We start from the raw sequence: 14,472 nt of genomic DNA, 5'->3' as shown, positions 1-14,472 counted from the left end.
CAGAGGGTTGGCATTGGGGAGCGATTGCGAGCTTTGGCACGCGCCTTGGCCACACGTCCCACGGGCCTCCACTGTCCATGTTTTCCAGAACAGTCGGGGCAACTGCGGCGCTATCGAGCGTGAAACGGGAATGAGGGAACAGGAAGGAGAGCCATCCTGCCGACTTTCCCGACGAATGCAGGAAAGTCAGCAGCAGAGGAAGCGTTACTTGACCGCGCCAAGCGCCAGCCCTTTAACCAGATAGCGCTGCAGCCAGGCAAAGACCACGGAAACCGGCAACGTAGCGCACAAGGTGGCGGCCATCACCAGGTGCCACTGAACCACATACTTGCCGGCAACCATATCGGTCACCTGCACGGTTAGCGTCTTGTTCTCCGGCGACCGGATAAGCGTATAAACAACAGCAAACTCATTCCACGCATTGATGAACGTAAAGATCGCGGTCACGACGATCGCAGGCACAGCCAGTGGCAGGAACACCTTGAAAACCGCCTTCGTCCGGCTACACCCCTCGAGCCACGCGGACTCCTCGAGGTCACGCGGTACGGTCTGAAAATACGAGGAAAGCATCCACACGGCGAAAGCGATATTGAACGCCGCATAGGAAACGATGACCCCGATCTTCGAATCGACAAGATTGCCGTCGCCATAGGGAATCATCGCCGCCAGCCGGAACAGCCCGACCACCAGCAGGATCGGCGACAGCATCTGCGTCACGAGCAAAAACTGGCGATACACACCCCGTCCGCGAAACGGAAAGCGGGCAAGCGCGTAAGCGGCCGGCAGGCTGACCGACAGCGCCAGCGCGGTGGAAAGCAGACTGATCACCGTGCTATTGCGCAGCGCGACGCCAAAATTCGCCGCGGTCCACATGTCGACGAAGTTCTCCCAGCGCCACTGCACCGGCAGCCAACGCGCCGGGTACACAAAGATCTCCTCAGCAGGCTTCAAGGCAGTGAAAAACATCACCGCAAACGGGAAGAGGATCACAACAACGAGCGGCGACAGCGCGAGCCAGCACCACAAGGAGCGTTTCATCTTGAGGCTCATGCGGCTTCTCCCGACGACTTCGGCTGGATGCGCAGATACACCATCGAAAACACAAACAGCATGATCAGCATGATGAGCGAAACGGCTGCCGCTTCGCCTGGCCGACCCAGCCGGAAACCAAGCTCATACAGATAAGTGACGAGAATATGCGTGCCGTTATCCGGTCCGCCCTGCGTCATGACCCAGATGATCGGAAACGAGTTGAACACGTAGATCACATTCAGCAGGATCGCCATGTTGATGAACGGCCGCATCAACGGCAGCGTCAGCTTGCGAAACTGCTGCCACGCGCTGGCGCCGTCGATGCGCGCCGCTTCGTAAATATCGCCCGGGACCGACGAAAGTCCGCCAAGCAGAATGGTCACCGTAAACGGAATCGACACCAGAATGCCGACGGCGATTTCCACCGGGAACGCCAGTTCAGGCGTCGCCAGCCAGTGGATCGGGCCGGCAATCAGCCCTAGACGATGGAGCGTGACGTTGACCATGCCGTAATCGTCGTTGAACGCCCAGCGCCAGACGACGGCCGTCATCGTGAGCGAAACGGACCACGGCAGCATGATGATCGTGCGTGCTACGCCGCGGCCATGGAAATCCTGATTGAGCACCAGTGCGACCGGCACCGAGATCAGCACCGTGCCGCACACGACGAACAGCGTCCATACGACCGTGCGCCGCATCGCATCCAGGAACGCTGGATCGTCGAAGATCGTGTAGAAATTTTTCAGGCCGGTAAAGTCGCGGATCGCGCCAAAGCGCGACACCTCGTGCAGCGACTGGTACACGATGTTGAAAATCGGATAGCTGATGATGAAGAGCGCCAGAATGAGGCTTGGCACAATCAGCAACCAGGGCGCCGGTGGGCGCAGAGAAGCAGGACGGCTCATGCGTGCTCGTTCAGAAGAGGCGCCGGCGATGATGAAAAATCATGCCGGCGCGTCAGAATGGGTCGATCAAGACCGGACCCATGCGAGAGTCGAAGACAGGACAACAACAACGGCCGGAACAGCGCCGCATGGGCCGCGCTCAAGGCATCAGGCCAGCAAGCTCTCAGGTTCGCGCGCGGCCCGTTGCATCAATGACCCAGCGCCTTGTTCGCCTGCGTGGCGGCGTCGGCGAGCGCATCCGCCGGTTTCGCCTTGCCAAGGTAGACCGACTGCATCGAATTGGTGACCGCCTTCGCCGTGTCTTCCCAACCCGTTACCGTCGGCGCGAAATGGGCCGTCGGCAGCAGCGCGATGAACGCCTTCGTGTCAGGATCGTTGAACACCGGATCCGCTGCCTCGGCCTTCGTCGTCGGCAGGAAGCCTTCCGTGCTCGTGAACTCGACGCGCGGTTCCTTCGTGAACAGATAGTCGAGGAACTTCCAGGCGTCCTTCTTCACCTTGGAGTTCTTGAACATCACGATCGAATCGGTCACCGCATACGTTGCAGGCGTGGTGGCGACAGGCACCGGATCGATACCGTACTTGAGGTTCGGTGCTTCCTTCTTGATCTGCTTCGCAAGGAACGGCGCGGAGATGACCATCGCGACGCGGCCCTGCTTGAAGAGGTTCTGCACGTCTTCGCGGCTATAGCCGGTGACGCCAGGCTGTGTGAGGCCTTCGTCGATCATCGTCTTGTACAGCGTCGCGGCCTTGATGCCGGCCGGCGAATCGAACGCCGCCTTGCCGTCCTTGCCGACCACATCGCCGCCGTGCGTCCACAGCGCGTAGTAGTAGTACACGTCGGTTTCGATTTCCTTGCCCTGCAGGCCGAAGCCGGCGACACCCTTCGCCTTCAGCTTCTTCGAGGCGTCGACCACGTCATTCCACGTCTTCGGGCCGTTCGGATAGCCGACCGACGCGAGCAGATCCTTGTTGTAGTAGAGCGCACGCGCCGATGCGGCGATCGGCAGGCCATACGTCTTGCCGTTGATCTGCCCCGGGGCGAGGAACGGGCCGATGAAGCGGCCCTTGAACGCGGCGTCCATGTAGCCGTCGAGCGGTTCGGCGACGTCGTCCTTGACGAAATCGAGCAGCCAGCGCGTGCCCACGATAGCCAGGTCGGCGTTGGCGTTGCCGGAAATGTCCGTTTGCAGCTTCTGTTGCAGCGTGTCCCAATTCACGTCTTCGATCTTGATCGTCGTGCCGGGATTGGCTTTCTCGAAGTTCTTCGCCATCTTCTCGAAGTACGGTGCGGTAGCGTCGCTGTAGTGGGCGACGGTCACGCGGACCGTATCGGCGTGCGCCGCCGTAGCGATACCTGCGACCGCGAGCGCAACGGCCAGCTTGCCGAGCGCAATTGAAGCACGTGCATGCAACGACATTTTCGTCTCTCCTGGGGTGGTCTGCCGCCGTAGCCGGCTGCTGGGTTTGGATTGTTTGAAAAAATCCTACAGGACGAAAAAATAGTTGTCACGTAGGGTTCGCCATATTTTTTATCTGAGCCGTTCCCGCATAATATGCTGTAAAGAAGGCATATTTTGTGCGGCGCAAGACAGATGAGACAACGCTGTTCACTGGTAAAGATCATCGCGAAACGACCTTTTTGTTGGAAACTTACAGGCGGGTCGGGCTAAAAATAAGGGGCCACGGGGCCAGGTGGCTTTGCTCCACGTGGCAGGCAGCAATCAGGGAGAGGGACGGGGCAGGCGGCGCGGCGCGCATCGAGGGAGCCGCCCGCAAGGCAACACATCGACGAGGACGGACATGAATCGCGTGGTCTTGGTGACGGGTGCCTGTGGCGGAATCGGCAGGGTGTTATGCAGACGCTTCGTGGAGCAGGGCGACACGGTGCTGGCGCTCGATATCGACGCGACTGCCCTTGCCGTGCTCAGGGATGAACTCGGCGCGAGCCACGTGACGCCGGTTGCCGTCGATATCGGCGACGCGGCAGCGGTTCGCGACGCGGTCGCGCAGGCGGCGCAGCAGCGCGGCCCGGTCGACGTGCTGGTCGCGAACGCAGGCGCGGCGGAAGGCCTGACGCTCGCCACCACGGATGCCGCCAGCTGGCAGCGCGACGTGCACCTCAATCTGAACGGCACGTACCACACGGTGGAAGCCGTGCGTGCGTCGATGATCGGGCGTCAGCGCGGCGTGCTCGTGCTGATCGGCTCAGTCAACGGCATGGCGTCGCTGGGGCATCCGGCGTATAGCGCGGCGAAGGCCGGTCTGATCAGCTATACGAAGGCGCTCGCGCTGGAACTGGGCCGCTACGGTATTCGCGCCAACATCGTGTGCCCGGGAACGGTGAAGACGCAGGCGTGGCAGGCGCGCGTCGACAAGAACCCGCAGGTCTTCGAGGCGCTGAAGAAGTGGTATCCGCTGCGCGACTTCGCGACTCCCGACGATATCGCCGACGCGGTGCTGTTCCTCGCGTCGCCAATGGCGCGGGTGATTACCGGCGTGGCGTTGCCGGTCGACGGCGGCCTGATGGCGGGCAACCGGCTGATGGCCGAGGAACTGACGCTCGAACAGATTTGAGCGGGCGGACCAGAACAGGCCGAAGCGGGCCGGAACAAGCCTGAGCGGCGCTCAAGAGCGCACGATGAAAGCATGAACGTCGCGCAGCGCGCGCGGCGCTTTCGATCTGAAGAGGGCAGCATGGCAGCAGTGCAACTGAACGGGATTTTCAAGCGCTACGGCGATACGCAGGTCGTGCACGGCATCGACCTCGCTATCGACGATGGCGAATTCGTCGTGCTGGTCGGGCCTTCGGGCTGCGGCAAGAGCACGCTGATGCGCATGGTCGCGGGCCTTGAAGAAATCAGCGGCGGCGATCTGATGATCGGCGGCACGCGCGCCAATGCGCTCGCGCCGCAGGAGCGCAACATTTCGATGGTGTTCCAGAGCTACGCGCTCTATCCGCATCTGTCGGTGTACGACAACATCGCGTTCGGCCCGCGCATCCGCAAGGAATCGGCGGAGCGGTTCAAGCCGCGCATCGAGGCGGCGGCGAAGATGCTGAACCTCGGCGGTTATCTCGACCGTCTGCCGCGCGCCCTGTCCGGCGGGCAACGGCAGCGCGTGGCGATGGGCCGCGCGGTGGTGCGCGAGCCGTCGCTGTTCCTGTTCGACGAGCCGCTGTCGAACCTCGATGCGAAGCTGCGCGTGCAGATGCGCACTGAAATCAAGGCGTTGCATCAACGTCTGAAGAATACGGTGATCTACGTCACGCACGACCAGATCGAAGCGATGACGATGGCCGACCGGATCGTCGTGATGAACGCGGGGCGCATCGAACAGATCGGCCGTCCGCTGGAACTGTACGACCGGCCCGCGAACCTCTTTGTGGCGAGCTTCCTCGGCTCGCCGTCGATGAACTTCGCCGAAGGCACGATCGTGCAGGGCGACCGCGGCCTCGTGCTGGCGTTGCCGGACGATCACGTGATTCCTCTGCCGGATGAAGCGAAGACATCGACCGCACCGGGTGCGCGCGTGACGCTCGGCATCCGGCCGGAGCATATCGAAACCGGAGCGGACGCTCAGCCGGGCGTGACGATGGAAGTCGAAGTCGTCGAGCCGACTGGCGCGGAGACGCACCTGTACGGGACAATCGGCGGCAGTTCGTGGTGCGTCACGACCCGCCAGCGCTCGAAGATCGAGCCTGGCCAGCGTGTGACGCTCGGGCTGCCCGCTCAGCATCTGCATCTGTTCGATACGGAGAGTGGCCGCAGGCTTGCCTGAATCCGCGTGCTGTCGTTGCCATGAACGTGCTGACAGAACGCGGAGTCTTTAACCCAACTGGAACACACGGGTGTCCGCTCCGAACCTGATTCCCCACATCCGCAACGCGCTCGCGTCGCTGCGGCCTGCTGAGCGCAAGGTTGCCGACATGGTGCTGAGCGACGTCGATTTCGCGATGCGCGCGAGCATCACCGAACTCGCGCAGCGCGCCGACGTGTCGGAGCCTTCCGTCACCCGCTTTTGTCGGGCGGTTGGCGCGCATGGACTGCGCGACTTCAAGATGCTGCTCGCGCAGAGCGTGGCGGGCGGATTGCCGTATGCCTCGACGGCCGTTACGCGTGACGACGATATCCAGACCCTCTTCGACAAGGTCAGCGAGGCCGCCGTGCAAGGCATCACGCACGCGCGCGGTGCGCTCGAACCCTCAGCCGTGGAGGCGGCGATCTCGGCGATTGCGACCGCGCGGCGCGTGTATTTCTTCGGTGTGGGTTCTGGCTCGGGGCTTGCGGTGCAGGACGCCGCATTGCGCTTTCTGCGGCTCGACATTGCGGCCAGCGCCTTCACCGATGGTCATCTGCAACGCCTGTACGCGGGCTTGATGGAGCCGGGCGACGTCGCCTTTGCGATCTCGCATTCGGGGCGCAGCGTCGAAGTGAACGAGAGCATCCAGATCGCGAAGGAGCGTGGCGCGACCACCATTGGGCTCACGAATGTCGGCTCGCGGCTTGCATGGCTCGTCGATATTCCGTTGCTGCTGCGTGTGCCGACTCCGATCGATCCGAACACGCCGGGCGTATCGCGGCTCGTGCATCTGTGCATCATGGATGCGCTCGCGATCGGCGTCGCGCTGCGCCTCGGACCGAAGACGCTGGAGAAAATGCGGCACGCCAAGGCGCGGCTGTCGCAGGAGCAGGAGCCGGCGCCGACCCAGGCTCCTGGTGACACGCCCTGAGCCTTAGTCAACCGCCGCCAGCAGACTCGCCTTGCGCCGGCGTCGCGCGATCATGCGCACAGCGAGTAAGCACACGATCACCACAGCAAACGACATCACCGTTGTGGTTGTGCCGAGCGCATAGATCACCGGCGTCGTCACTGACGTCGTCAGTCCCTGCAATTCCAGCGGCAACGTATTGGCATCGCCGATTGCCTGCGACGTCCGCGCGATCTCGTCCCACGACAGCGTAAAGCCGAACATCCCGACACCGATCACCGACGCCCCGATGATCGGCAATACGACGTGCAGGAACCGCTGCCATGGCGTCGCGCCGAGATCGCGCGCCGCTTCTTCCCAACTGCTGTTAAAGCGGTTGAACACGGCAAACATCACCAGCAGGCCGAACGGCAACGTCCAGGTAAGATGCGCGCCCAGCGCCGATGTATAGAGTCCCATCGATGTCGTATAGCTTTCCGCGAAGCTGCTCCAGCCTGCCGCATTGGCGAGCGTTTTCACGCCCATATCGAGCAACCGGAATGTCAGCCCGATGCCGAGCGACACGATGATCGAAGGCATGATCAGGCTGGCGATGCTCATGTAGAACACCGCCCCATCGCCGCGAAAACGCCGGCGAAAGGCGAGACCGGCCATCAGCGAGAACACGACGGTCAGCACCATCGTCACGAGCGCGAGCTTCATCGAGCGGGCAAAGGCCCCCCAGATGTCGACCTCGCCGACGCCCTGACTCAACTGCCTGAACCAGTGCAGCGAGACGCCGCGCATCGGGAATGTCAAGCCGCCTTCGGGACCCTGAAACGACAGGATGAAAATGGTGATGGTCGGCCCATAAAGAAACAGCACGAACAGGGCGAACAGCGCCGAAAGCCAGTAGAAGCTCGCAGGACGCCGGTCGCGCCGCATGACTGTGGGAGCGGTCATTTAAAGCTCCTTGCGAATATCGACGAGACGCGTGAGCGCCCAGATCATCATCAGCACGATGGCGAGCAGCACCATCGCATTGGCGGCGGCGGCCGGAAACTGCAGATACGACGTCTGCACCTGAATGATCTTGCCCACCGATGCGATCTGCTGGCCGCCCATCACACCTACGGTCAGAAAGTCGCCCATCACGATCGTCACGACGAAGATCGAACCAATGATCACACCCGTCTTCGACAGCGGCAGCACCACACACCAGAGAATCTGCCAGCCGTTTGCGCCGGCATCGCGTGCGGCCTCGATCAGCGAGCGGTCGATGCGCATCATCGCGTTGAAGATCGGCACGATCATGAAGAACGTGAACAGATGCACGAACGCCAGCACGACGGCGAAGTCGGAATACAGCAACCAGTCGAGCGGCCTGTCGACGAGATGCGCACCGACCAGCGCCTGATTGACGAGCCCGTTGCGCCCGAGCAGCGGCATCCACGAAATCATGCGGATCACGTTCGAGGTCCAGAATGGAATCGTGCAGACCATGAAGAGCAGCGTCTGCATGCGCACCGTGCGCACGTGAAACGCGAGGAACCAGGCAATCGAGAAGCCGAGCACGAGCGTGACGGCCCACACGATCACGCAGAAGCGCAGCGTCGACCAATAGGTCTTCAGTGTTACGCAGACGTTGGTGAGCGAGCCGCAGCCGTCGAAGATCGCCTGATAGTTCTTGAACGTGAACGCCGGAATGATCTCGTACTCGTTGAAGTTCCAGAAACTCACGACGAGCGTCATCACGAGCGGCACGATGAAAAACAGCAGGAACGCGAGGGTGAGCGGGGCGGCCTGCCACCACGCGGAACGCCGCGCCTTGCGGCGTTCGCGTGCGGCAGGCCCGGCGGCGATCGGATTGGGAAGCGTGGCCATCGCGTTGTCCTTGCCTGAATGACCTGAGTGAAGTGAAAAAGAGCAGCGCGGCCCGCGCGGGCCGCTTCACAGGCGCGGCGATCAAGCCGCGATGAACTCGTTCCATTTCTGGACCATGTAGATGTTCTCGTCCATCACAGCGTTCCAGCATGCGATAGCGCCCATGCGCGTCTGATATGAACCGCCGTCGCGAACGGTGCCGACTTTTTCGAGCAGTTGGCCGTCCGGCGCCTTGATCTCCTGCGTCGCGGGTTTGCCTTCGATCCAGTAGTCCCACTCGAACGGCTGCATGTGCTGGCGGGCCGTTTCGAGCACGGCGGCGTAATAGCCCTGACGCATCAGATACGCGCCGGCCCAGCCGTCGAGGAACCAGTTGATGAACTGATAGGCCGCATCGAGCTTGCGTCCCTGCAACGTGCGCGGCAGCCCAAAGCCCGAAGCCCACGCGCGATAGCCTTCTTTCAGCGGCTGGAACGTACACGGCACGCCCATCGTGCGAACCTTGGTCACGGCCGGCGACCACATCGACTGGATCACGACTTCGCCGGAGGCCATCAGGTTCACGCTCTCGTTGAAGTCGCGCCAGAACGCACGGAACTGGCCCGCGTGTTTCGCTTCGATCAGCGCGGCGATGGTGCCGTCGATCTCGAGCTTCGTCATGTTGCCCTTGTCTCCGTATTTCATCTTGCCGCTGGCTTCGAGCGCCATCGCGGCGTCCATGATGCCGATCGACGGGATGTTCAGGAGGGCGGCCTTGCCCTTGAACTGCGGGTTCAGCAGATCGGCCCACGTGTTCACCGGGCGCTTGATCAGGTCGGGCCGGATGCCGAGCGTGTCGGCGTTGTAGGTGGTCGGGATCAGCGTCATCCACTCGGTGGGCGTCGGCGAAAACTGTGTCGAATGCTGGTCCGTCAGGAACATGACCTTTTTGGGCGCGGTGCCCTGGTCGCCGATCTTCTTGCCGCCGATCTCGCCATGCGTTAGCACCGGCGTGATCTTGTCCGCGTACTTGATCTTCTTTGCGTCCAGACCGACGAGCGTGCCTGACGGAATCAGTTTTTTCAGCGAGAAGTATTCGGTGTCGGCGATATCGAACGAATTCGGCTGCGTGATGATGCGCTTGGTGACGTCGTCGGTGGTGAGCGGGATGTACTGGATTTCGATGCCCGTGTCTTCCTTGAACTTCTTCGCGATGTCGGCGCTCTGGTTCACGGCGGTACCGAGATAGCGCAGGGTGATCTTTTCCTGCGCGTGCACGTAGGGGAAGCCGGCGATGCCGGCGGCCGCGACCGCGCCTTTCAGGAACGTGCGGCGCGAAAGGCCGCCGTGTTCGGCGGTGGTGTTTGCGTTCGTTGCGGTGTCATGGACGGCGGTGGCGGCGTCGGTTTCCACGCGGGCGTCCGTTGTTTTCTTGTCGCTCATGGCAAAGGCTCCTCGTTGCGTTTGTAGTGCATTCAATGAAAGACGGCTGGATATAACGTATTTCAGGGTGATGGGTCAGATCGGTCAGGCGGCAAGCGCATGCGCGTGCTCCTCGCTCCACCACACGACCACGCGTGCGCCGACCTGCATCCGGGCGACGTCGTAATCGGCATCGCCCACGAGCGCGATCAGTTCGCGGTCGCTGTCGACCGTGGTAAGGCTCATGCGGACGTGCGTGCCGTGGTACTCGGTGGCGGTGACACGGCACGGCACGCCGCCGATGCGGCTCATGCCTTCAGGACCGCCCTGCACTGGCACAGTGCCGTGCGGCGCGACGCGCAACTGGTCGGCGCGCACGGTGATCATCTCCTTGCCGGATGGGATCACGTTGTGCGCGCCGAGAAAGCGTGCGACGAATTCGGTGCGTGGCCGGTTGAACACTTCGTGCGGCGTGCCGGCCTGTTCGATCCTGCCGCCGTTCATCACGACAACCAGATCGGCGAGCGCGAGCGCTTCTTCCTGCGAATGCGTGACGTGGACGAAGGTGATGCCGAGTTCTTTCTGCCAGCGCTTGAGTTCGGCCCGCATCTGCACGCGCAGGAACGGATCGAGCGCGGAAAGCGGTTCATCGAGCAACAGGCAGCGCGGCTGGTTGAGCAAGGCACGCGCTAACGCCACACGCTGCTGTTGACCGCCCGATAGCTGGGCCGGTTTGCGATGCGCATAAGCGCCCATCGACACCAGCTCCAGCAGCGCCTTCGCACGTTGTTCACGCTCTTCACGCCCGACACCGCGCATGCGCAGGCTGAAGGCGACGTTGTCGAGCGCGGAAAGGTGCGGGAAAAGCGCATAGTGCTGGAACACCATCGCCGTGCCGCGTTGTGCGGGTTCCAGCAGCGTGACGTTGCGGTTGCCGATCAGGACATCGCCGTCGTTGACGGTCTCGTGACCGGCGATCATCCGCAGCGTCGTGGTCTTGCCGCAGCCGGAAGGTCCAAGCAGACAGCAATAGCTGCCGCCTTCGATAGAGAGGTCGAGACGGTCTACGGCGACGCTGTCGCCATAGAGCTTCGTCACGTGAACGAGTTCGATCCGCGATTGCGCGTGCGATTTTGATGACGTCGGCGATGAGAGCGGGGCGGGCACGTTACACCTCTTCTGTTGAATGGGCGCGATGAATCTCGCAGCAGTGATGCGTGGTCACGGTGATGCGGCCGCGCTTGATGACCCATGTGCGCGGCGGGATGTCGAGCAGGGCGTCCGCGATCCAGTGCGTATCGAGCACGACGAGATCGGCGATGCGGCCTGGCGCCACGCCGTAGTCCGAAGCGAGGCCGATTGCGCGCGCCGCGTTGACGGTGCCCATCGCGAGGATCTGCGCCTGCTGCGATGGCGTGCCGAACTGCGCGGCATGGGCGAGCAGGTTGCCGATGGTCAGCACGTCGGCATTGCCGAACGGCGTGAACGCATTGCGCACGTTGTTCGACGAGTACGCGACATTCACACCGCCGTCGATCAGCGCGCGCAAGGGCGTCAGGCCGCGGCGCGGATTCGACGCGTCGTGGCGTGCGCCCAGATAGAGATCGGTGGCGGGCAGCGTGACCACATGGATGTGCGCCTCGGCAAGCAGATCGACCAGCGGCGCGAGCTGCTCGGGCGGCAATGAACCGAGGCTTGTGACATGGCCGAGCGACACACGTCCCTGGTAGCCCGTCTCAATCGTTCTGCGCGCGATATAGGCGGTGGCGAAGAAACGGGCGTCGGCGGTGTCGTCGGCGAAATCGGCGTGCATGTCGATGTCGACGTCAAAGCGCTGCGCAAGGTCGAAGACCGCGTCGATGTGACGCTCGGTGTCTTCGCGATTCAACTCGTTGTAGGGGCAGCCGCCCGCGACATCCGCACCGAGCCGCAGACCTTCTTCCATCAGTTGCAAGGTGCCCGGCGCCTTGATCAACCCCTCCTGCGGAAACGCGACGATCTGCAGATCGAGCAGGTCGCGATACTCGTCGCGCAGTTCTAGCATCGTTTCCACGCCCAGCAGTTGCTGGATCGGATCGACGTCCGGATGCGCGCGCAGCGCGACGGTGCCGTTTCGCACCGCCATATCGAGTACGCGACGCGCACGCACCAGCATGTCGGTGCGATCGCGGCGCGACTTCAGGTCCGCCGTGACGCGAATGGCTTCTTCAAGCGTGCCCGCAACCGAAGGCCGCGCACGATGCCACATTGCCTTGTCGAGGTGGATATGCGGCTCGATGAAGCCAGGCACGACGGCACGGCCGGCCGCGTCGATTTCTTCGCGGGCGGTGCCGTGCCAGTCGGTTTCGAGCGCAACGATGCGGCCGGCGTCGATGACGATGTCGGTGAGCGGCGCATCGTCGTCGATCCGCGCGTGGCGGATGACCAGGTCCACGTGATCGGGGAGTCGGTTCATGTGTGAGCGGATTCAGTAGCCGAGCGCGACGCCTTCGCCGCGCGGATCAGTTCCGCCTTCGAAGAACGGCGACCAGGGGCCGCATCGCGCAGCATGAGATGGGTCCGCTCGTCGGCGCCCTGAGTGGACGCAATGCGAGCAGTTATGCAAGCTTTATGCCGATGCTGGCTTGTGCTTGCTGGCACTGGGTTGGGGCGCTGTCCTGAGGCTCGCCTGGCAAGGGTGGCTGCACCACGCCGCTGCATGGCGCTTCAGCGCGGTGCGTGCGCACCGGCCGGGCTGGTCGTGATTGTTGCTGGTGCGGATGTGAGCGACGCGTTTGGTGCGCTGGGCGCGGCACCTGTGTGCGTGCCTATCCCTGCGACCGCCAGTTGCTGTTCACTACCGCTGCATACCCAAACCGATGCGACAGCCGCTGCGTTGCTGCGAGCAAGGTCTGCGCGGGGTCACCCTTCAGATCGCTGTCGAAGCTGCCAGCCGGCCCCATCAACGCGACGACGAGGCAGATGTTCCCGGTATGGTCGAACACGGGTGCCGCGAGCGTGTTGATGCCAGGCACTGGCTTGTTGAGCGCGTGATCGACTCCATCCACGCGGATCGTTGCAAGCCGCTCTGCATAGCGCGGCTCAAGCTGCGCTCGCGAACGCTCGCTGGTTTGGCGCGCGTCCGCGTAAATCTCTGCCGCCGGCGCGCCGGCCAGCCGCAGCGCATCCTGCGCGAGCAGTCCGCTCAGCACATCGTCGGCAATGAAAGCGGCGAATACGCGGCCGATCGCCGTGTTCACCAGCGACATCACCGTCCCCACCCGCAGGCTCACATGCAGCGGCCGCGACGATTCCTCGAGCCGCACGACGGTCGGCCCGAGCGGTCCGAGCACGGCCATCGCGACGCTCATGTCCGTCGATACGGCCAGTCCGGCGATTTCGGCTTCGGCTTCGCGTGTCGGCGACAGGCGTTGCAAGCCGATCAGGCCAAGTTCGAGCGCGAGCGGCCCGGCTTCGAAACAGCCGCCCGCGTCGCGGCTGAGCAAGCCGATCTTCAGCAGACTGACGAGATGCGGGAAGGCCTTGGCCGGCGGCATGCCGGCTGCGGCGGCGAGGTCGCGCAAGGTTAGCGGCCTGCCCGCCGCAACGAGCGCGGTGAGGAGTTCGCCGGTGCTGTCGAGCGACTGGATGCCGCGCTGCTGGCGGGCATGGCAGGCGTTGTCGTTGTCTTGAGACACGGGGGAGGGTGAGCGAGGCATTTACGGGGTGGCGACGAGTTCGGCGCTGATCGTCTGCGTGGTCTCGCGCAGCGCACGGGCGATCGGACCATTCCATTTCACATCGATCGAGCCGGTCGAGCCGATCACGGTCAGTGCGAGGCAGAGCTGGCCGTTCGCGTCGAGTACCGGCGCGCTCATGCTGCTGACAGCGGGGCTCGGTGCATCGATGCTCCGTTCGAGACCGCGCGCGCGGATTTCGGCGAGCGTCGCGTCGAATGCCTGGCGTTGAGCGGGCGTAGCGAGCACGTCGTCGGGGGAGCCGGCTTGCCTCGCCCACATCGTCTGCCATTGTTGCGGGGCAAGCCAGGCGCAGAACACGCGACCCGTCGACGTCGCCGGCAAGGACATCACGGTTCCCACGTGCAGGTTCACATGCAACGGAAAACCCGCGTGCTGATAGCGAACGATGGTCGGCCCCTGCGGACCCGCGATGCAGATCGCGACACTGAAGCCAACCGCTTCGGCCAGCGCGGCAACCCGCGGCACTGCCGCGCGAAACGCCGGCTGATGTTCGAGATGCAGCAATCCCAGCCGTAGCGACAGCGGCCCCGGTTCGTAACGGCCCGACAGTTCGTCGCGTTTGATGAGCCCGAGTCGGGTCAGACTGACCAGATACGTATGCGCCTGGCCGGGCGCCAGCTCCGCGCTGGCGGCCAGGTCGCTGAGCGCGAGCGGGCCGCGCGCGGCGGCGAGCGTATGCAGCAGCCTGCCGCCGACTTCGACGCTCTGGATGCCGCGCTGCCGCTTTTCCGCGTCCGGCTCCTCGCCGTGACGCGCCGTCTCTTTCGATGCTCTGCTCACGTCCACGTACGCCCTGAAAAAGGGTCCATGTTAAACGAAG

At 63.3% G+C, this 14,472-nt stretch carries 13 protein-coding genes; 3 read left to right on the top strand and 10 right to left on the bottom strand.

The window, feature by feature from the left end; genetic code table 11:
- Positions 1-204 precede the first annotated feature (204 nt).
- The 3 genes from P3T23_RS01475 to P3T23_RS01465 form a co-directional block, all read right to left on the bottom strand.
- Positions 205-1,050, bottom strand: a complete 846-nt coding sequence (locus tag P3T23_RS01475) for a carbohydrate ABC transporter permease (protein WP_429314415.1) — start codon at positions 1,048-1,050, stop codon at positions 205-207.
- On the bottom strand, positions 1,047-1,937 hold the full coding sequence (locus P3T23_RS01470; protein ID WP_429314414.1) for a carbohydrate ABC transporter permease: 891 nt from the start codon (positions 1,935-1,937) through the stop codon (positions 1,047-1,049). Before P3T23_RS01470 ends, P3T23_RS01475 begins: the two co-directional genes overlap by 4 nt.
- Before the next feature lie 188 nt (positions 1,938-2,125).
- A complete protein-coding gene (locus tag P3T23_RS01465) occupies positions 2,126-3,358 on the bottom strand; it encodes an ABC transporter substrate-binding protein (RefSeq protein WP_429314413.1) in 1,233 nt (410 codons plus the stop codon).
- 382 nt (positions 3,359-3,740) lie between these two features.
- Here P3T23_RS01465 and P3T23_RS01460 point away from each other — a divergent pair, with 382 nt between their 5' ends.
- The 3 genes from P3T23_RS01460 to P3T23_RS01450 all read left to right on the top strand — a co-directional run bounded on the left by P3T23_RS01460 (position 3,741) and on the right by P3T23_RS01450 (position 6,669).
- A complete protein-coding gene (locus P3T23_RS01460) occupies positions 3,741-4,514 on the top strand; it encodes an SDR family oxidoreductase (protein WP_429314412.1) in 774 nt (257 codons plus the stop codon).
- Positions 4,515-4,634: 120 nt separating this feature from the next.
- The gene (locus P3T23_RS01455) at positions 4,635-5,717 is read left to right on the top strand and encodes an ABC transporter ATP-binding protein (RefSeq protein ID WP_429314830.1); all 1,083 of its coding nucleotides are present in this window, start codon (positions 4,635-4,637) and stop codon (positions 5,715-5,717) included.
- A gap of 70 nt (positions 5,718-5,787) precedes the next feature.
- Positions 5,788-6,669, top strand: a complete 882-nt coding sequence (locus P3T23_RS01450) for a MurR/RpiR family transcriptional regulator (protein ID WP_429314411.1) — start codon at positions 5,788-5,790, stop codon at positions 6,667-6,669.
- A gap of 3 nt (positions 6,670-6,672) precedes the next feature.
- Here P3T23_RS01450 and P3T23_RS01445 read toward each other — a convergent pair whose 3' ends face one another.
- From P3T23_RS01445 to P3T23_RS01415, 7 genes are all read right to left on the bottom strand, one after another.
- On the bottom strand, positions 6,673-7,590 hold the full coding sequence (locus P3T23_RS01445) for an ABC transporter permease (protein ID WP_429314410.1): 918 nt from the start codon (positions 7,588-7,590) through the stop codon (positions 6,673-6,675).
- Positions 7,591-8,511 (bottom strand): ABC transporter permease, encoded by a 921-nt coding sequence (locus P3T23_RS01440; protein WP_429314409.1) that lies wholly within the window; start codon positions 8,509-8,511, stop codon positions 7,591-7,593. It lies immediately after the preceding gene.
- A gap of 81 nt (positions 8,512-8,592) precedes the next feature.
- A complete protein-coding gene (locus P3T23_RS01435) occupies positions 8,593-9,933 on the bottom strand; it encodes an ABC transporter substrate-binding protein (RefSeq protein WP_429314408.1) in 1,341 nt (446 codons plus the stop codon).
- Between the two features lie 84 nt (positions 9,934-10,017).
- A complete protein-coding gene (locus tag P3T23_RS01430) occupies positions 10,018-11,079 on the bottom strand; it encodes an ABC transporter ATP-binding protein (protein ID WP_429314407.1) in 1,062 nt (353 codons plus the stop codon).
- Between the two features lies 1 nt (position 11,080).
- Entirely contained in the window at positions 11,081-12,367 is a 1,287-nt protein-coding gene (locus P3T23_RS01425) for an amidohydrolase family protein (RefSeq protein ID WP_429314406.1), read from the bottom strand.
- A 352-nt stretch (positions 12,368-12,719) separates the two neighbouring features.
- Entirely contained in the window at positions 12,720-13,610 is an 891-nt protein-coding gene (locus P3T23_RS01420; RefSeq protein ID WP_429314405.1) for an IclR family transcriptional regulator, read from the bottom strand.
- A complete protein-coding gene (locus tag P3T23_RS01415; protein WP_429314404.1) occupies positions 13,611-14,432 on the bottom strand; it encodes an IclR family transcriptional regulator in 822 nt (273 codons plus the stop codon). It lies immediately after the preceding gene.
- Positions 14,433-14,472 lie beyond the last annotated feature (40 nt).

Source organism: Paraburkholderia sp. GAS448, assembly GCF_050435685.1.
GTDB lineage: Bacteria > Pseudomonadota > Gammaproteobacteria > Burkholderiales > Burkholderiaceae > Paraburkholderia.
Note: the sequence above shows the minus strand (reverse complement) of the source record. Positions and strands in the feature narration are given on the sequence as shown.

Bases quoted from the DNA above. Each gene is read 5' to 3' on its own strand.
- P3T23_RS01420 (WP_429314405.1), bottom strand. From the start codon at position 13,610: ATGCCTCGCTCACCCTCCCCCGTGTCTCAAGACAACGACAACGCCTGC.
- P3T23_RS01460 (WP_429314412.1), top strand. From the start codon at position 3,741: ATGAATCGCGTGGTCTTGGTGACGGGTGCCTGTGGCGGAATCGGCAGG.
- P3T23_RS01475 (WP_429314415.1), bottom strand. From the start codon at position 1,050: ATGAGCCTCAAGATGAAACGCTCCTTGTGGTGCTGGCTCGCGCTGTCG.
- P3T23_RS01445 (WP_429314410.1), bottom strand. From the start codon at position 7,590: ATGACCGCTCCCACAGTCATGCGGCGCGACCGGCGTCCTGCGAGCTTC.
- P3T23_RS01455 (WP_429314830.1), top strand. From the start codon at position 4,635: ATGGCAGCAGTGCAACTGAACGGGATTTTCAAGCGCTACGGCGATACG.
- P3T23_RS01465 (WP_429314413.1), bottom strand. From the start codon at position 3,358: ATGTCGTTGCATGCACGTGCTTCAATTGCGCTCGGCAAGCTGGCCGTT.
- P3T23_RS01440 (WP_429314409.1), bottom strand. From the start codon at position 8,511: ATGGCCACGCTTCCCAATCCGATCGCCGCCGGGCCTGCCGCACGCGAA.
- P3T23_RS01470 (WP_429314414.1), bottom strand. From the start codon at position 1,937: ATGAGCCGTCCTGCTTCTCTGCGCCCACCGGCGCCCTGGTTGCTGATT.
- P3T23_RS01425 (WP_429314406.1), bottom strand. From the start codon at position 12,367: ATGAACCGACTCCCCGATCACGTGGACCTGGTCATCCGCCACGCGCGG.
- P3T23_RS01435 (WP_429314408.1), bottom strand. From the start codon at position 9,933: ATGAGCGACAAGAAAACAACGGACGCCCGCGTGGAAACCGACGCCGCC.